16 protein-coding genes are annotated in these 17626 nt (G+C 73.9%); 15 read left to right on the top strand and 1 reads right to left on the bottom strand.

Features of this window, described 5'->3' with window-relative positions:
- The first annotated feature begins 5 nt into the window (after nucleotides 1-5).
- From ABC270_RS11340 to ABC270_RS11330, 3 genes are all read left to right on the top strand, one after another.
- On the top strand, nucleotides 6-1988 hold the full coding sequence (locus ABC270_RS11340) for a primosomal protein N' family DNA-binding protein (protein WP_412880892.1): 1983 nt from the start codon (nucleotides 6-8) through the stop codon (nucleotides 1986-1988).
- Nucleotides 1989-2413: 425 nt separating this feature from the next.
- A complete protein-coding gene (gene tdh, locus ABC270_RS11335; RefSeq protein WP_412880891.1) occupies nucleotides 2414-3481 on the top strand; it encodes an L-threonine 3-dehydrogenase in 1068 nt (355 codons plus the stop codon).
- Nucleotides 3481-4665 (top strand): glycine C-acetyltransferase, encoded by a 1185-nt coding sequence (locus ABC270_RS11330; RefSeq protein WP_412880890.1) that lies wholly within the window; start codon nucleotides 3481-3483, stop codon nucleotides 4663-4665. The genes tdh and ABC270_RS11330 overlap by 1 nt, the downstream gene beginning before the upstream one ends.
- 76 nt (nucleotides 4666-4741) lie before the next feature.
- Here ABC270_RS11330 and ABC270_RS11325 read toward each other — a convergent pair whose 3' ends face one another.
- Nucleotides 4742-5197, bottom strand: coding sequence for a DUF4383 domain-containing protein (locus tag ABC270_RS11325; protein WP_412880889.1), 456 nt, complete (start codon nucleotides 5195-5197; stop codon nucleotides 4742-4744).
- Nucleotides 5198-5305: 108 nt separating this feature from the next.
- Between ABC270_RS11325 and ABC270_RS11320 the strand changes: the two genes are divergently transcribed.
- The 12 genes from ABC270_RS11320 (at nucleotide 5306) to trpC (ending at nucleotide 17591) form a co-directional block, all read left to right on the top strand.
- Nucleotides 5306-8248 carry a hypothetical protein gene (locus ABC270_RS11320; protein WP_412880888.1) on the top strand — a complete coding sequence of 981 codons (2943 nt, stop codon included), beginning with the start codon at nucleotides 5306-5308 and terminating at the stop codon, nucleotides 8246-8248.
- Between the two features lie 83 nt (nucleotides 8249-8331).
- Nucleotides 8332-9267: a methionyl-tRNA formyltransferase gene (gene fmt / locus ABC270_RS11315; RefSeq protein WP_412882080.1), complete on the top strand. Its 936-nt coding sequence runs from the start codon at nucleotides 8332-8334 to the stop codon at nucleotides 9265-9267.
- 53 nt (nucleotides 9268-9320) lie between these two features.
- Complete coding sequence (locus tag ABC270_RS11310) at nucleotides 9321-10841, top strand: RsmB/NOP family class I SAM-dependent RNA methyltransferase (protein ID WP_412880887.1); 1521 nt, start codon at nucleotides 9321-9323, stop codon at nucleotides 10839-10841.
- A gap of 170 nt (nucleotides 10842-11011) precedes the next feature.
- Nucleotides 11012-11671 carry a ribulose-phosphate 3-epimerase gene (rpe, locus tag ABC270_RS11305; protein WP_412880886.1) on the top strand — a complete coding sequence of 220 codons (660 nt, stop codon included), beginning with the start codon at nucleotides 11012-11014 and terminating at the stop codon, nucleotides 11669-11671.
- 80 nt (nucleotides 11672-11751) lie between these two features.
- A complete protein-coding gene (locus ABC270_RS11300; RefSeq protein ID WP_058726551.1) occupies nucleotides 11752-12015 on the top strand; it encodes a phosphoribosyl-ATP diphosphatase in 264 nt (87 codons plus the stop codon).
- 58 nt (nucleotides 12016-12073) lie between these two features.
- Nucleotides 12074-12913 (top strand): ATP phosphoribosyltransferase, encoded by an 840-nt coding sequence (gene hisG / locus ABC270_RS11295; RefSeq protein ID WP_412880885.1) that lies wholly within the window; start codon nucleotides 12074-12076, stop codon nucleotides 12911-12913.
- Nucleotides 12910-13716: an imidazole glycerol phosphate synthase subunit HisF gene (gene hisF / locus ABC270_RS11290; protein WP_412880884.1), complete on the top strand. Its 807-nt coding sequence runs from the start codon at nucleotides 12910-12912 to the stop codon at nucleotides 13714-13716. Before hisG ends, hisF begins: the two co-directional genes overlap by 4 nt.
- A 110-nt stretch (nucleotides 13717-13826) precedes the next feature.
- Complete coding sequence (hisI, locus tag ABC270_RS11285) at nucleotides 13827-14210, top strand: phosphoribosyl-AMP cyclohydrolase (protein WP_412880883.1); 384 nt, start codon at nucleotides 13827-13829, stop codon at nucleotides 14208-14210.
- On the top strand, nucleotides 14207-15736 hold the full coding sequence (locus ABC270_RS11280; RefSeq protein ID WP_412880882.1) for an anthranilate synthase component I: 1530 nt from the start codon (nucleotides 14207-14209) through the stop codon (nucleotides 15734-15736). Before hisI ends, ABC270_RS11280 begins: the two co-directional genes overlap by 4 nt.
- A complete protein-coding gene (locus ABC270_RS11275; protein ID WP_412880881.1) occupies nucleotides 15733-16566 on the top strand; it encodes a Trp biosynthesis-associated membrane protein in 834 nt (277 codons plus the stop codon). The genes ABC270_RS11280 and ABC270_RS11275 overlap by 4 nt, the downstream gene beginning before the upstream one ends.
- A complete protein-coding gene (locus ABC270_RS11270; protein WP_412880880.1) occupies nucleotides 16553-16792 on the top strand; it encodes an HGxxPAAW family protein in 240 nt (79 codons plus the stop codon). Before ABC270_RS11275 ends, ABC270_RS11270 begins: the two co-directional genes overlap by 14 nt.
- A gap of 16 nt (nucleotides 16793-16808) precedes the next feature.
- The gene (gene trpC / locus ABC270_RS11265) at nucleotides 16809-17591 is read left to right on the top strand and encodes an indole-3-glycerol phosphate synthase TrpC (protein WP_412882079.1); all 783 of its coding nucleotides are present in this window, start codon (nucleotides 16809-16811) and stop codon (nucleotides 17589-17591) included.
- Nucleotides 17592-17626: the final 35 nt, after the last annotated feature.

Here is a 17626-nt window from a genome sequence, read left to right as displayed (position 1 = left end):
ACCGCGTGACCACCGTCGCGCGCGTCGTCCTCGACTCGCCGCTCCCGCAGTTGGACCGTCTGTTCGACTACCGGGTGCCGAGCGAGCTCGAGGACGACTGCGTGCCGGGGGTCCGCGTGAAGGTGCCGCTCCGAACGGGCGCGAGGATGTCCGACGCCTACGTCGTCGAGGTCGTCTCCGAGGGGGACTGGCCGGGAGAGCTCAGCCAGGTCGAGGAGGTGCTCTCGCCCGTGCCCGTGCTGGCGCCGGAGATCTGGACCCTGGCGCGTGCGGTGGCGGACCGGGCCGCCGGCGTCGCGTCCGACGTGCTCCGGCTCGCCGTCCCGACCCGGCAGGTCCGCGCCGAGAAGGCCTGGCTGGCACGCGACCGTTCGTGGTCGCCACCCACGGTCACGCCCACGCCCGTCACCGGCTACGCCGACGGCGCCCTGGAGGCCCTGCTCGCGGACCACGGTCGGGCTGCGGTCGACGCCGTTCCCCACCCCGTCGACCTCGGCTCCGCCGACGAGCCCGTCTGGGTTCCCGGCTGGGCCGCGACCCTCGCCCAGGCCGCGTCGCACGTCGTCGCCCGGGAGCAGTCGGCCGTGCTCGCCGTGCCGGACTTCCGCGACGTCGCCGACCTCGAACGCGCCCTGCTGGCCGTGCTCCCGCCGGAACGGGTCGTCCGCTTCGACGCCAAGCAGACGAACGGGCAGCGCGCGAAGGCCCTGCTCCAGGCGCGGACGCACGCGGTCGTCGCGATCGGCAACCGCACGGCGGTGTTCGCGCCCGCGACCGAGCTCGGGCTCATCGCGATGTGGGACGACGGGGACGCCTCGTTCATCGAGCCCCGGGCGCCCTACGTGCACACGCGGGACGTCGCCCTCGTGCGCACCGCGCAGTCCGGCGCCGCGCTGCTGTTCCTCGCGCACGCCCGCTCGACCGACGTGCAACGGCTCGTCGAACTGCACTGGCTGCAGGAGGTCGCACCGTACCGGGTGCCGACACCGAAGGTCATCCCGACGGCGCAGCAGGCGAACGCCGAGGGCTTCGCCGCGCAGGCCCGCATCCCGAGCACGGCGTGGCGAGCCGCCCGCGAGGCCAGTCAGCACGGCCCCGTGCTCGTCCAGGTCGCGAACCCGGGCTTCGGCACCGGACTCGTCTGCGCCGACTGCGGCGAGCGTGCGCACTGCCGGGTCTGTGGCGGGCCGCTCGGCAGCCCGCACCGGAACGCGACGCCGCAGTGCCGGTTCTGCGGCGCCCTGGCGGTCGGGTTCCGGTGTCCGACGTGCGGCGGCGGCAGGCTCAAGCCGGTCGGGCAGGGGGCGCAGCGCACCGCCGACGAGCTCGGTCGCGCGTTCCCCGGCACGAGGATCGTGGTCGCGGACGGGTCCCGGCCGCTCGACGAGGTGCCGGCACGTCCGGCGGTGGTCGTCGCCACCCGTGGCGCGGAGCCGAGCGTGCCCGGCGGGTACGCCTGCGTGCTGCTCCTCGACGGTGAGCGGTTGCTCGCGCGGGAGGGGCTCCGGGTGCAGGAGGACGTCCTGCGGTACTGGACCAACGCCGCCGCGAAGGGAGCGCCCGGCTCCGAGGTGTACCTCGTCGGCATCGGTGGGCGGCTCGCGACGGCGATGGCGACGTGGCGCCTCGACGGTCCGGCGCACGACGAGCTGGCCGATCGCCGGGAGCTGCACTTCCCGCCCGCGGTCCGGGTCGCGACGCTCACCGGGACGGACGAGGCCGTGACGGCCGCGGTCGAAGCCCTGGGCGACGCGACGGCCGGCCCGGTCCTGGGCCCCGTGCCCGTCGAGGGCGACCCCGTGCCGGGGACGGTCCGGGCGATCGTGCGGTTCCCGTACGCCCACGGGGCCGAGGTCGCGGCGACGCTCAAGGCCGAGGTGATCCGACGCTCGTCGACCAGGCGGGTGCTCCCGGGCGGCAACCGTCGTCGCGCGGCGCCGACCCTGCGCGTGCGGCTCGACGACGCCGAGCCCTTCACCGAGGTCTGACCCGGGCGGCCTCGGTTCCGCGGCATCGTTGCGCGTGCATCGTGCGACACCACACCACGTGATCGACGCGTGCTTCGTCGGATGATGCGCCTGCATCGGATGCGCGTGCATCGTGCGACACCACACCACGTGATCGACGCGTGCCGCGTCGGATGATGCGCGTGCATCGGATGCGCGTGCATCGTGCCGCGCGGGACCGAGGTGACCCGGTCGGCCACCGCGACGTGCGGCCCCCGTTCCGTGACCGACCGCCGGACGCGCGCGACGTGGCGGGGGCCGAGCCGTGCCTCCCGGCCGGATCCGGACGGGACGGGCGCCCCGCGCCGCGCACCCTGCGGGAGTCGACGTGTGGGAGGCTGGACGACGGTGGCCACGAACCACCGCCGAACACATCACACGCACGACGAAGTGACGAGGTGACGCCGATGCGGGCGCTCTACAAGCCGGACGCGGGTCCGGGGCTGATCATGACCGACCGGCCGGTGCCGGAACCGACGGAGGACGAGGTCCTCATCCGGGTCCTCCGCACCGGGATCTGCGGGACGGACCTGCACATCCAGCGCTGGGACGACTGGGCGGCCTCGGCGGTGACCGCGCCGCTCGTGCCCGGGCACGAGTTCTTCGGCGAGGTCGTCGAGGTCGGCGCCGCCGTGCGGGACGTCGCCGTCGGGGACCTCGTCTCCGGCGAGGGCCACATCGTCTGCGGCACCTGCCGGAACTGCCGAGCCGGCCGCCGACAGATGTGCATCCGGACGAAGGGCCTCGGGGTGCAGCGCGACGGCGCCTTCGCGGAGTACCTCACGCTGCCGGGCACCAACGTGTGGGTGCACCACGGCCCGGTCGAGCCCGAGGTCGGCGCCCTGTTCGACCCGCTCGGCAACGCGGTGCACACGGCGCTCGCGTTCCCGCTCGTCGGCGAGGACGTCGTGGTCGCCGGGTGCGGTCCGATCGGACTCATGGCGATCGCGGTCGCGCGGCACGCGGGCGCACGGTTCGTCGTCGGCACCGACGTCAGCCCGAACCGGCTGCGGATGGCGGAGCGGATGGGTGCCGACCTCGGCGTGGACGTCCGCGACGACGGAGCCGCGAGGGGTGGTGTCGCCGCGATCCGTGCAGCGCAGGAGCGGCTCGGCATGCGCGAGGGCTTCGACGTCGGCTTCGAGATGTCCGGGGCGCCGACCGCACTCCCCGCGCTCGTCGAGAACATGAACCACGGGGGGCGGATCGCGATGCTCGGGCTGCCGAGCGGACCGATCGCGGTGGACTGGGGCACGGTCGTCACGCACATGCTCACCGTGAAGGGCATCTACGGCCGCGAGATGTTCGAGACGTGGCAGGCCATGAGCTCGATGCTGCAGACGAGTGCGGCACTGCGGGACCGCATCGGCTCGATCGTGTCCGCGCGCTACCCGGCGCGCGACTGGGAGGCAGCGTTCGCCGCGGCGGCGAGCGCGGACGGCGGCAAGGTCGTCATCGACTGGACGGAGATCTGATGTACGGCGCGATCAAGGACCACCTCGCGGCTGAGCTCGCGGGCATCGAGGACGCGGGGCTGACGAAGCGGGAGCGCGGCATCACCGGTCCGCAGCGGGCAGCGATCGAGGCGGACGGCGCCGACCTGCTGAACTTCTGCGCGAACAACTACCTCGGGCTGGCGGACTCGACCGACCTCGTCGACGCCGCCAAGGACGCGCTCGACCGGTGGGGGTACGGGATGGCGAGCGTGCGGTTCATCTGCGGCACGCAGGACCTGCACCTCGACCTCGAGCGCCGGGTGGCGGGCTTCCTCGGCACCGAAGCCGCGATCCTGTACTCGTCGTGCTTCGACGCGAACGGCGGCTTGTTCGAGGTGCTCCTCGGCCCCGAGGACGCGATCATCTCCGACGAGCTCAACCACGCGTCGATCATCGACGGCATCCGGCTGTGCAAGGCGCAGCGGTTCCGGTACCGGAACCGGGACACGGCCGACCTGGAGGCGCAGCTCGCCGCCGCCTCGTCGGCTCGCTTCCGTGCGGTGGTCACCGACGGCGTCTTCTCGATGGACGGATCGATCGCGCCGCTCGCCGAGATCTGCGACCTCGCCGAGCGGTACGACGCGCTCGTCATCGTGGACGACTCGCACGCGGTCGGGTTCGTCGGTGCGCACGGCCGGGGCACCCCGGAGCTCTGCGGTGTCGCCGACCGGGTCGACGTGTACACCGGCACGTTCGGCAAGGCGCTCGGCGGGGCGTCCGGCGGGTACGTGGCGTCCCGGCGGGAGATCGTCGACCTGCTGCGGCAGCGCTCACGACCGTACCTGTTCTCGAACTCCCTCGCGCCGGTGATCGCCGCGGGGACGGTGGCGGCGCTGGACCTCGTCGAACGCTCGGACGACGCCCGGGCACGGCTCGCCGCGAACGCCAGGACGTTCCGGTCGCTCATGGCCGACGCCGGGTTCGAGCTGCTGCCCGGGGAGCACCCGATCGTCCCCGTGATGTTCCACGACGCGGCTCGGACCGCGCGGATCGCGGACGAGATGCAGTCGCGGGGTGTGTACGTGACGGCGTTCAGCTACCCCGTGGTGCCGAAGGGGAGGGCGCGGATCCGGGTGCAGCTGTCGGCGGCGCACACCGAGGAGCAGGTCCGGCGGTGCGTGGACGCGTTCGTGGCGGCGCGGGAGGTCGTCGGGACGGACTGACGCGTGCCGGTGTCGGACGACGACGGCCCCGGGAGCGGTGCGCTCCCGGGGCCGTCCCGTGCACGGTGCGGATCGATCAGGCACCGACCGGCCGACGGCGTCCGCGCGGGAAGACGATCCCGAGCGCGACCATCCCGACGGCGAGGACGAGGTGCAGCCAGTTGTCCGCCCAGTTCAACGGCACGAAGTTCGCACCGGACATCGTGCCGGCGGTGAACAGCCCGTAGACCCACAGGACGAAGTAGACGACCCCGCCGATGACGAGGTACATCCGGGAGCCGGTCGGGTAGCGCGCCGCGAGCAGCCCCACGACGCCGAACAGCAGGTGCACGATGTTGTGCAGCACGGACACCTGGAAGATGCCGAGCAGCATCGCCATCGAGCCGTGTCCGGCCCCGGCGAGGTCGCCCGTCGTGAGGCCGGGGACGAACCCGGCGATCCCGACGAGCAGGAACACGATGCCGACGACGAGCGCGATCTTCTGGATGCTCGAGCCGGCGTAGCGGTCGGTGGACGTGGTGACGTCGGACATGGTGCCTCCCTGGTGCGGCGTGTGACGTGCAGCCGACCGTACGCACCGGGTGGACACCTCGTTCCACGTCCGCGCAGCCGGGACACGTCGACGTGCGAGACTCGTGCCGTGACGACGGGGGACGACGACCGACCGCTCGCGGCCTGGCGGTACCAGGGGCGACTGCGGACGTACCAGCAGGACGTGCTCGACCGAGTACCCGTCGCGCCCGGCGACCCCGTCCACGTCGTCGTGCCGCCGGGCGCCGGCAAGACGCTGCTCGGGCTGCTCCTCGCCGGCCGGCACGGTGCCCGCGCACTCGCACTGGCACCGACGGCCACCATCCGGTCCCAGTGGGCCCGGTCGGCCGCGTCGCTCGACGGGGCCGCGACCGTCTCGGAGGACCCGGAGGCCCCGGGCGACCTCACGGTGCTGACCTACCAGATGCTGTCGGTGCTCGAGACGGGGAACCCGCTGACCGGGCTCGCGGGAGCGGACTGGGAGCGTGAGCTCGTCGCGGGCGGACGGGACGAGGAGGGCGCGGCGGCGTGGCTCGTCGACCTCGAGCGGTCCAACCCGACGGCGTACCGGAAGGGGATCGCCCGCCGATCCCGGGGGATCCGCCGCCGTCTCGCCCGCGAGGACCCCGCGCTCCTCGAGTCGGCGCTCCACCCCAACGCCCGCGCCCTCGTGGACCGGCTCGTCGCGCACGGCGTGGAGACGATCGTCCTGGACGAGTGCCACCACCTGCTCGACCACTGGGCGCTCGTGGTCGCGTACCTCGCAGCCCGCATCCGGGGGGCCGGGCGCGAGCCGGTGCTCATCGGGCTGACCGCGACCCTGCCCTCGACCGACGATCGCGATGCGCACGACAACTACACGGCACTGCTCGGCGAGGTCGACCACGAGGTACCGACCCCGGCCGTCGTGAAGGAGGGCAACCTCGCGCCGTACCGTGACCACGTCTGGTTCGTCGAGCCGACCGCGGACGAGGTGACCTTCCTCCGGGGGCACGAGGAGCGCCTGGCCGAGCTGGTCGCCAGCGTGTTCGACGACCCGGACGGTGTCGACTGGCTCGTCGCGACGCTCCAACCGCCCGCCGCACCCGCCGGGACCACCGGCCGGGACGACCCGGAGACGCGGCTCGCCCACGCGTTCGACACCGACTTCGCGGTGGCCGAGTCCGCCGCCCGCATGCTCGCGGAGGTCCGCCCCGACCACCCCGTGCTCGACCTGCTGCACCGCGGTGCCCGGACCGCGCCCGACGCCGAGCAGCGACTGCGGCTCCTCGCCCGCTACGCCCTCGACCGGCTCCTGCCCGACCCCGCCCGCGCCGAGCAGTGGTCGCGCATCAAGCGCTCGATCGTCGACTTCGGGTTCACCCTGAACGACCGGGGCGTGCGGCGCGGTCGGGACCCGATCGACACCGTGCTCGCGTCGTCGGCGGGGAAGGACGCGGCCGTCGGTGAGATCCTCCGCGTCGAGGCACGCCAGGACTCGGCGGAACACCTCCGGGCGGTCGTCGTCACCGACCACGCGACGCACGGCAACACGCGGGGGAGCGGCGGACGCGGTGCCGGCGCACTCCGGACGTTCGCGACCGTGGCCGCGGACCCGACGCTCGCCGATCTGCGCCCGGTGCTCGTCACGGCACAGCACCTCCGGATCGCCGAGCGCGACGCGGACGTGCTCCTCCCGGCACTCCGCCACCGTCTCGGGGACGACCTGACGACCACGGTCGTCGAGGACGCACCGCACGTGCTCGCCGTCGACACCGCCGGCTCGGGGTCGGCCGCCGTGCTGTCCGCCGTGTCGGAGCTCCTCACCGACGCCACCACGCGGCTGGTGGTCGGCACGCGCGGTCTGCTGGGCGAGGGATGGGACTGCCCGGCCGCGAACACGCTCATCGACCTCACCGCCGTGGCGACCTCGGCCGCGACCCAGCAGCTGCGCGGCCGGACGCTCCGCCTCGACCCCGGGTGGCCGCGGAAGGTCGCGCACAACTGGACCGTGACGGCCGTCGTCCCGCCCGACGTGCCGCTCCTCGCCGCGCCCGACGTCGGTCGGATGCACCGCAAGCACGAGCAGATCTGGGGACTGCTCCGCGCGGACGACGCCCAGGTCGTCCGCGGCACGGGGACGGCGCTGACGGATGCGCAGGCCCTGCAGCTGGCCGGGATCGTCGTGAAGGACCGCCGCCAGAGCGTCTCCGGTCTGTCCGCCGACGTCGCCGCAGCCCTGCCGAGTCGCGAGGACACCTACGCCGCCTGGCGCATCGGCGAGCCCTACGCCGATCGCGAGGGCTCCGCAGCCGTGGTCGACGAGCCGCACCCCGCGCCGTTCACGACCGGCCCCACCGCCGCCTTCGTGATGACGGGCGTCCTCGCGCTCCTGCTCGTCGTGGTCGGGCAGGGACTCCGCGGCCTCGTCGAAGCGTGGCGCTCCGGAGCCGTGGCCGGGGTCGTCGGGACGGTCCTGCTCGTCGTCGCCGCGGTGGTCCTGGCCTGGCCGGTCGCCCGGGGGCTCGGCGCCGCCCTCCGTCAGCGTTTCGACTCCGTCGGCGGGTACCGCCGAGCCGTGCGGGTGGTGCTCGACGGTCTCCACCGCGCCGGACGGATCCCCGCGTACGGCGAGGGGAACGTCCGCGTCACGGCACGGTGGGCGGGCCGCGTCCCCGCCTCCTTCACGATGGAGGTGACCGGCGGGTCGCCCGCCGATCGCCGCACGGCCACGGACGCGTTCGCGGAGGTCTTCGGGCCGGTCCGGACCCCGCGGTTCCTGCTCGAGACCGGCCGCCCCGAGGCGACGCGGATCCGGCGCGCCCCGCTCCTCGGGGCGGCGCTCTGGATCGCGCGCCGACTCACCCGGGGCAACCGGTTCCTCGCCGTCCCCTCGGGCATCGGGCGCCGACGCGAGGACGCCGAGGCGTTCGCCGCCGACTGGGCACGGCGGGTCGGGCCGTGTCGTCTGCACGAGGTCGACTCGCCGGAGTCTCTCGTCCTGCTGCTGCGGGCACGGCGTGACTCCGGTGCGTCGAGCTCCCCGCCGACGGTCCGCGACCAGTGGTCGTGACGGCCCCGGACCGGTCGTGACCGGCCGCGCCCGCACCGCCCCGCAGTGCTGCCGGCCCGCGCGACCGTGGGACGATGGACCCCATGCGTCTCGTCGTCGCCGGCAGCCCCGCTGCGGCCGTCCCCACCCTCCGCCGACTCGCGGCGTCCGACCACGAGATCGTCGCGGTGCTCACGCGCCCCGCGACGCCGCAGGGCCGCAAGCGGATCCTGACGCCCACGCCGGTCGCGCAGGTCGCCGCGGAACTCGGGCTCCCCGTGATCGAGGCGTCACGGGTCGACGACACGGTCACGGCGCAGCTCGCCGCGCTCGCGCCCGACCTCGGCGTGATCGTCGCCTACGGTGCCCTGCTCCGCCGGCCCGCCCTCGACACCCCGCGGCTCGGCTGGGTCAACCTCCACTTCTCCGACCTGCCGGCGTACCGCGGTGCCGCCCCGGTGCAGCGTGCGGTGATGGCGGGCGACACCGAGACGGCCGCCACGGTCTTCCAGCTCGTCGAGGCGCTCGACGCCGGTCCGGTGTACGCCTCGGAGCCATTCACCATCGACCCCGACGCCACCAGCGGTGACGTCCTCGCGGCGATGGCGGAGACCGGTGCCGAGGTCGTCGCGCAGGTGGTCGACGACCTCGCGGACGGTACCGCGGTCGCCACCGAGCAGACCGGGGACGTCACCATCGCCCCGAAGCCCACGATCGAGGACGCGCACGTCCGCTTCGACGAGCCCGCCGTCCGCGTCCACGCCCGCATCCGTGGCGTCACGCCCGAGCCCGGCGCGTTCGCCCACCTCGGCGAGACGCGCGTGAAGCTGCTCCGCAGCGCGCTGCAGGCGGGAGGCACGCCCTCCACCGCCCCGCACCTCGCCCCCGGCGCGCTCGGCCTGGTCGACGGCCGACTGCTGGTCGGGACCGCCGACGACCCGCTCGTGCTCACCGAGGTCCAGCCGGCCGGCAAGAAGGCGATGGACGCCGCTGCCTGGGCCCGCGGCCTCGGCACGCTCGAGGGCAAGGTCCTCGCGTGAGCGCCGCCGGAGCCCGGCGCAGCCGTGGACCGCGTCCGACGTCGGCCCGGCGCGTGGCGTACGACGTCCTCCGCGCCGTGCAGGTCGACGACGCGTACGCGAACCTGCTGCTGCCCGCCCGCATCCGCCGTGCCGGGCTGTCCGCCCGCGACGCGGCCTTCGCGACCGAGCTCACGTACGGGGCGATCCGGATGCTCGGCCGGTACGACGCGATCGTGGGGATCGCGTCCGGCCGCCGCGTCGAGAACATCGAGGCGGACGTCCTCGATGTGATGCGCCTCGGCACCCACCAGTTGCTCGGCATGCGCACCCCGACGCACGCCGCCGTCTCCGCGACCGTCGAGCTCGCCCGCGAGGTCGGTGCCCGCCGTGCCACCGGCTTCGTCAACGCCGTGCTGCGCAAGGTCGCCGCGCGGACCGACGCCGAGTGGGACGCCGCGATCACCGAGGGCCGCGGCGGCGACGCACTCCTGGCCACGCGCTGGTCGCACCCGACGTGGGTCGTGTCGGCCCTGCGGGACGCCCTCGCCGCCGAGCGGTCGCGCGACGAACTCGCCGCCCTGCTCGCTGCCGACAACGTCGCACCGCGGGTGCAGCTCGCGGCGCTGCCGGGCCTCGCGACCGACGAGGACGTCGCGACCGCCACCGGTTCGCCGGAACGGCAGACCGAGGGCTCGGGTGCCGTGGGCGCCGACCACGTCGACCAGACGATCGAGGCGGACGGCACCGGCGGCGCAGACCGTGCCGACGCCGTGAACGGCGAGGACGACGGCCCGGTGGCCGACGGACGGGCCGACACCGCGCCTCCCGGCCGGCCCGACGCCGACCTGCTCCCGGTCTCGCCCACCGGGATCCGCGGGGTGTCCGGCGACCCCGCTCGAGTGCCCGGCGTCGCCGCCGGTCGCCTCCGTGTGCAGGACGAGGGCTCGCAGCTCGCCGCCCTCGCGCTCAGTCGGTCGTCCGAGGTGCGAGCGGGGGAGCGGTGGCTCGACATGTGCGCCGGCCCCGGGGGCAAGGCGGCGCTGCTCGCGGCGGAGGCGGCGGTCGGCGGCGCGCACCTCGACGCGAACGAACTCGTGCCCGCGCGGGCCGGTCTCGTGCGGAAGGCCCTCGCGGGCTTCGGCGACCGGGTCACCGTCATCGAGGGCGACGGGCGGCGCTTCGGACGGGACGGCGCCGGCGTGCAGTACGACCGCGTCCTGCTCGACGCACCGTGCACCGGACTCGGGGCGCTCCGGCGTCGACCGGAGGCCCGGTGGCGCAAGCAGCCCGAGGACGTCCCGGAGCTCGCCGCGCTCCAGGCGGAGCTGCTGGACGCCGCCGTACGGGTGCTGGCCCCGGGCGGGACCCTGGCGTACGTCACGTGCTCACCGCACCTCGCGGAGACGCGCGGGCAGGTCGACGCCGTGCTCGAGCGGCACCCCGGTGTGCTCGAGCAGCTCGACACGGCTGGCATCGTGCGGTCGGTGGCCGTCCGGGACCCGCGGGTCGCGGACGGTGCGGTCGCGCAGCTCTGGCCGCACCGGATCGGCACCGACGCGATGTTCGTCGCCCTCTTCCGCCGCGTGGGCTGACGTCGTCGCTGCCCGCCGGGGGGCGTCGACCGCTGTCCGACGCCCGCCGCTCATCGTGTCGCACCACGGAACCGACGTCGAACCAGCACCATTGCCCGGTTCGACGTCGTGTCCGTGGTTCGACGTCACCGTCGATCTTCCCCGGGCCAGGCCGCCGGTAGGGTTGGCGGGTGACGATCCGCATCTCGCCGAGCATCCTGTCCGCCGACTTCGCGAACCTCGAGCGTGAGCTCCACCGCATCGAGACCGCCGACCTGGTGCACGTCGACGTGATGGACAACCACTTCGTCCCGAACCTCACGCTCGGCCTGCCGATCGTGCAGCGCCTGCAGGAGGTCTCCCCGGTGCCGCTCGACGTGCACCTCATGATCACCGACGCCGACACGGAGGCGCCGAAGTACGCCGAGACCGGGGCGTCGAGCGTGACGTTCCACTTCGAGGCCGCCACCGACCCGGTCGCCACCGCCGCGGCGATCCGGTCGAACGGCGCCAGGGCAGCCGTCGCCGTGAAGCCCGGCACGCCGATCACGTCCGTGCTGCAGCACCTCGACGCCTACGACATGATCCTGCTCATGACCGTCGAGCCCGGGTTCGGCGGCCAGGCCTTCATGCCCTCGGTGATGCCGAAGCTGGCCGACGCCCGCGCGGCCGTCGACGCCTCCGGGCTCGACGTCTGGCTCGAGGTCGACGGCGGCATCGCTGTGGACACCGTGCCCGAGGCGGTCCGCAGCGGCGCCGACACGCTCGTCGCAGGGTCGGCCGTGTACGGCGGTGAGCCGGCGGAGCGCATCGCGGACCTCCGCGAAGCCGCGGCAGCAGCTCGATCGTGACCGAGGCGGGCGACGCGATCCGGGCCTCCCGTCCGGACGGTGCGGTCGGTGGGCCGACGCAGGACGGTAGCCTGGACCCCGTGAAGACGTTCGACGACCTGTTCGCGGAGCTGACCGAGAAGGCGCGCACGCGCCCCGAGGGCTCCGGCACCGTCGCCGAACTGGACGCCGGCGTGCACCAGATCGGCAAGAAGATCGTGGAAGAGGCCGCCGAGGTCTGGATGGCGGCCGAGTACGAGGGTGACGAGCGCACCTCGGAGGAGATCTCGCAGCTGATCTACCACCTGCAGGTGCTCATGGTGGCGAAGGGGCTCACCCCGGCGGACGTCTGGCGACATCTGTAGGACGCGCCCAGCGCGCTCCGACGGACCGTCCCGACACCGACCAGAAAGCAGACCCCTGATGCTCCGCATCGCCGTGCCCAACAAGGGTTCCCTGTCCGAGACCGCTTCCGAGATGCTGCGGGAGGCCGGGTACGCCGGTCGCCGTGACCCGAAGGCGCTCCACCTGATCGACGAGCGGAACGGGGTCGAGTTCTTCTTCCTCCGTCCGCGTGACATCGCGACCTACGTCGGCTCGGGTGCGCTCGACGTCGGCATCACCGGCCGCGACCTCCTGCTCGACTCCGGGTCCGAGGCGCACGAGGTCGACGCGCTCGACTTCGCCGGCTCGACGTTCCGGTTCGCGGGCACGCCCGGTCGGTTCGGTTCGCTGCAGGACCTCGAGGGTGTGCGGGTCGCGACGAGCTACCCCGGTCTCGTGGGGGACTTCCTCGCGCAGCACGGCGTCACCGCGACCCTGGTGAAGCTCGACGGCGCGGTCGAGAGCGCGGTGCGCCTCGGCGTCGCCGACGCGGTGGCCGACGTCGTCTCGACCGGCAGCACCCTCCGTCAGGCCGGGCTCGAGATCTTCGGGCCGGTCATCCTCGAGTCCACGGCCGTCCTCATCGCCACCGACGAGGCCCGTCCCGGCATCGACGTCCTGCGCCGACGCCTGCACGGCGTGCTCGTCGCGCGGGGCTACGTCATGCTCGACTACGACATCCCCACGGCGCTCGTGCCCGACGCCACCGCGATCGCCTCCGGCATGGAGTCCCCGACGGTGTCGCCCCTGCACGGCCGCGACTGGTCGGCCGTCCGCGTGATGATCCCGCGCTCGGACATGAACCAGATCATGGACTCGCTGTACGAGCTCGGCGCGCGAGCCATCCTCGTGAGCTCGATCCACGCGGCACGGCTGTGACCGGCTCGGGCTCCGACGTGTCGGGCGCGCCGGCGCGCGAGGGCGGCGTCGCCGTCCGGGTCATCCCCTGCCTCGACGTCCAGGGCGGCCGTGTCGTCAAGGGCGTGAACTTCCTCGACCTGCAGGACGCCGGTGACCCGGTCGAGCTCGCGGCCCGGTACTACGAGCAGGGCGCCGACGAGCTGACCTTCCTCGACGTCGGAGCCACGGTCGAGAACCGCGCGACGATGTACGACACGGTGACCCGGACCGCCGAGCAGGTCTTCATCCCGCTCACGGTCGGCGGCGGCGTCCGGAGCGTCGACGACGTCGCGCGCCTGCAGCAGTGCGGGGCGGACAAGATCGGTGTGAACAGCGCCGCGATCGCCCGACCGGAGCTCGTCGGCGAGATCGCGGACCGCTTCGGCGCGCAGGCCGTCGTGCTGTCGCTCGACATCAAGCGCTCGGACCGGATGCCGTCCGGGTTCGTGGTCACGACGCACGGCGGTCGCTCCGAGTCCGACCTCGACGCGCTCGCCTGGGCCCGCGAGGCCGTCGAGCGCGGCGCGGGGGAGCTGCTCGTCAACTCCATCGACGCGGACGGCACGAAGAACGGGTTCGACCTCGAGCTCGTCGCGGCGGTCCGCGCGGTCGCGTCGGTGCCGGTCATCGCCTCGGGAGGCGCGGGTCGCCTCGACCACTTCGCCCCCGCCGTCCGGGCGGGTGCCGACGCGGTCCTCGCCGCGAGCGTCTTCCACCGTGGCGAGATGACGATCGGCGACGTCAAGTCGGCGCTGCGCGCCGCGGGCGAACTCGTGCGCTGAAGCCGGCCAGGTGGCGGACGGGAGGCCCGTGGCGGCGCCGACCCGGGCCTCCCGTCCGGTCCTCCACACCCCGCGTGACCGTCCACGGCACGCCGTAGGCTAGGAACCTCATGACCGACAGCACCAGCACCAGCACCGACGCGGTCCTCGACCGTGTGCGATTCGGTGCGGACGGCCTGCTCCCCGCCATCGTGCAGGAGGAAACGTCGAAGGACGTCCTCATGCTCGGGTACATGGACCGGGAAGCCCTCCGCCGCACCCTGACCGAGGGGCGGGTGACCTTCTGGTCCCGCTCGCGGCAGGAGTACTGGCGCAAGGGTGACACCTCCGGACACGCCCAGTACGTGCGTGCCGCGGCGCTCGACTGCGACGACGACACCCTGCTCGTGACCGTGCAGCAGGTCGGTGCCGCGTGCCACACCGGCGCGCACGCCTGCTTCGACGTCGACCCGCTCTCGCCCGTGACGGCGACCGCTCCGGAGGGCCTCCGATGACCGACCAGCCGCACACCACCCGGCGCGAGGAGTTCGACGGGCTCCTCGCCGACCACCGCGTCGTGCCCGTCGTCCGTGCACTCTTCGCCGACAGCGAGACCCCGGTCGGCGTGTACCGGAAGCTCGCGGACGGTCGTCCCGGCTCGTTCCTGCTCGAGTCCGCCGGTCAGGGCGGCCTGTGGTCGCGTTGGTCCTTCGTCGGTGTCCGGAGCTTCGGTGTCCTCACGCAGGACGGAGATCGAGCCGCGTGGATCGACACCGGCATCCCCGCTTCGCGAGCGGTGGACTCCCTCGACGGTGCGCCCCTCGACGTCCTCGCACGGCTGCACGAGCGCTGGGCGACCCCTCGGGTCCCCGGCACGCCGCCGCTCGTCGGCGGCACGGTCGGGTTCATCGGGTGGGAGGCCGTCCGTCAGCTCGAACACCTGCCGAACGTTCCCGCTGCCGACTTCGACGTCCCGGGACAGGCCCTGGCGTTCGTGTCCGAGCTGGCGGCGCTCGACCACCGGACCGGGCTCGTGCTGCTCGTCGCGAGCGTGCTGAACGACGGCGAGGACGACGCCGGAACGATGTGGGCGGACGCACAGGCCCGGCTCGACCGGATGCAGGCCGACCTCGTCCAGCCGACGGTCGCGACCGTGGCCGAGGCGTTCGACATCGCCGACCCGACGCCGTCGCACCGATCGACGCCGGACGAGTACATGGCGGCCGTCGAGCGCTCGAAGGACTTCATCCGCGACGGCGACGTCTTCCAGGTGGTGATCTCGCAGCGGTTCGACCACGAGGTCACGGCCGACCCACTCGACGTCTACCGGGTGCTGCGGACGCTCAACCCGAGCCCGTACATGTACTTCCTCGCGCTCCGCGACACCCACGACGACCCGTTCTGGATCGTCGGGGCCTCGCCCGAGGCGCTCGTGAAGGTGCAGGCCAGCCGGGCGATCACACACCCGATCGCCGGTTCCCGTCCGCGCGGGGCCACCCCGGAGGAGGACGTCCGCTTCGGTGAGGACCTCCTCGAGGACCCGAAGGAGCGCGCGGAGCACCTCATGCTCGTCGACCTCGCGCGCAACGACCTGCAGAAGGTGTGCGAGCCCGGCACCGTCGCGGTCACCGAGTTCATGACCGTCGAGCGGTTCAGCCACATCATGCACCTCGTGTCGAGCGTCGAGGGCGCCGTGCGCCCGGACGCGTCGGCGATCGACGTGTTCCGGGCGACCTTCCCGGCCGGCACGCTGTCGGGGGCGCCGAAGCCCCGCGCGCTCGAGATCATCGACGAGCTGGAGCCGGCGAAGCGCGGCGCGTACGCCGGTGTCGTGGGCTACTTCGACTTCGCCGGGGACGCCGACCTCGCCATCGCCATCCGCACGGCGCTCATCCAGGACGGCGTCGCGCGGGTGCAGGCCGGCGCCGGGCTCGTCGCCGACTCGGACCCGGCGACCGAGCACACCGAGGCCGTGAACAAGGCGGCGGCTCCGCTGCGTGCGGTCGCGACCGCGAACCGCATGCGCGAGGTCCGCTCGTGACGCTCCGGCGCTCCCGTCCGCTCGTCGTCGTCGCCGGGCTGCTGGTCGCCGGCATCGTCATGCTGTCGTGGACCCAGACCTGGTTCACGGTGCACCTGCGCGCCGGTTCGGCCGTGGTCGCCACCATGACGGCCGACGGGTCGAAGACCGTGCCGCAGTACACCGCGCTCGCGATCGCCAGCCTGGCGCTGTTCCTCGCGCTGACCATCGCGGGACGGGTGCTCCGGGTCGTGCTCGCCGTCGTCGAGGTGCTGCTGGGTGTCGCCGTCGTGGCGACCGGCGTCTCGGCGCTCCGCGACCCGGTCGCGTCGGCACGTGCGGCGATCGGCGAGGTCGCCGGGGTGAGCGACCTCGGCGGTGTCCGGCGCGTCGTGTCCTCCGTGGACGTCACGGTGTGGCCCGCGGTCGGGATCGCCGGCGGCGTGCTCGCCGTGGTGCTCGGGATCGTGGTGGTGTTCGTGCAGCGCGCGTGGCCGGGACCGAGCCGGAAGTACGGCGCGGCGACCGCGGGGGCGGCTGCCGACGCTCGCGCCGCCGCGACGCAGCGCGACGCCGTGACCGACTGGGACGACCTCTCGGCGGGGACGGACCCGACGGACGGCGCCGACCCGTCCACCGACGGTTCGCGTGGTACCGAGCCGGACCCGTCCGCCGACGGTTCGCGTGGCACTGAACCGGACCCGTCCGCTGACGGTTCGCGTGGTACCGAGCCGGACCCGTCCGCCGACGGCGAGCGTGCCCGGAGCGTCGCGGTCGACGCGGTAGGGTTGGAGCGCGGCGATCGACCGACGACGCCGGAGCAGAACGAGGAGCACCGTGAGCAACACTGAGCCCGCAGAACTCGGCGAGGGCCACTCGCCGGCAGCCTGGACGGCCGTCGTCATCATGCTGATCGGTTTCGCGGCTGGGACGCTCTTCTTCTGGTTCGACCAGCCGATCGGCGTGTGGATCTCCGCCGCGGTCGTGGTCGTCGGCCTGATCGTCGGCGCCGTGATGGCGAAGGCGGGCTACGGCGTCAACGGCCCGAAGTTCGTCCCGAAGCACCACGGCGAGTAGTCCGACCATGCCGAACGTGCTCGAGACCCTCGTCGCGGGCGCGCTCGAGGACGCGGCCGCCCGTCGCGCCGACCGTCCCTACGCGGACGTCGAACGCGACCTCGACCGGGTGGCGTCGCCCCTCGACGCGCTGACCTTCCTCGCACCCGGCGACGACGTCAAGATCCTCGCCGAGGTCAAGCGCGCGAGCCCGTCCCGCGGCTCGATGGCGCCCATCGCCGACCCCGCGGCCCTCGCGGCGGAGTACGAGCGTGGCGGCGCCTCCACGATCAGCGTCCTCACCGAGGGGCGGAAGTTCCTCGGCAGCCTGGCCGACCTCGAGGCCGTCAAGGCCCGGGTCGACGTCCCGGTGCTGCGGAAGGACTTCATCGCCGACCCGTACCAGGTCGTCGAGGCCCGTGCGGCGGGGGCGGACGTCGTGCTGCTCATCGTCGCGGCGCTCGAGCAGGCGCAGCTCGTCGAACTGCACGGCCTGGCCGAGGAGCTCGGGATGCGCGTGCTGGTGGAGGCGCACTCCGCCGACGAGGTCTCGCGCGGTCTCGACGCCGGTGCCCGCATCCTCGGCGTGAACGCCCGGGACCTCACCGACTTCTCGCTCGACCGCGACCTCTTCGGCTCGCTCGCCGACCGCATCCCCGACGGTGTGGTCCGCGTCGCCGAGTCCGCCGTGGCCGGTCCCGCCGACGTCGCGCACTACCGTTCCGCGGGCGCCGACGTCGTCCTGGTGGGGGAGGCGCTCGTCACGGGCGACGACCCCGCCGCCACGCTCGCGTCGTTCATCGCCGCCGCCCGCTCCTGACGGACCCCGGCCCCGCGTCCGTCCCGGTCGCAGCG

Origin of the sequence: Curtobacterium phoenicis (assembly GCF_047238015.1) — a bacterium.
Classification (GTDB): Bacteria; Actinomycetota; Actinomycetes; order Actinomycetales; family Microbacteriaceae; genus Curtobacterium.
This window is presented reverse-complemented; position numbering and strand designations above follow the sequence as displayed.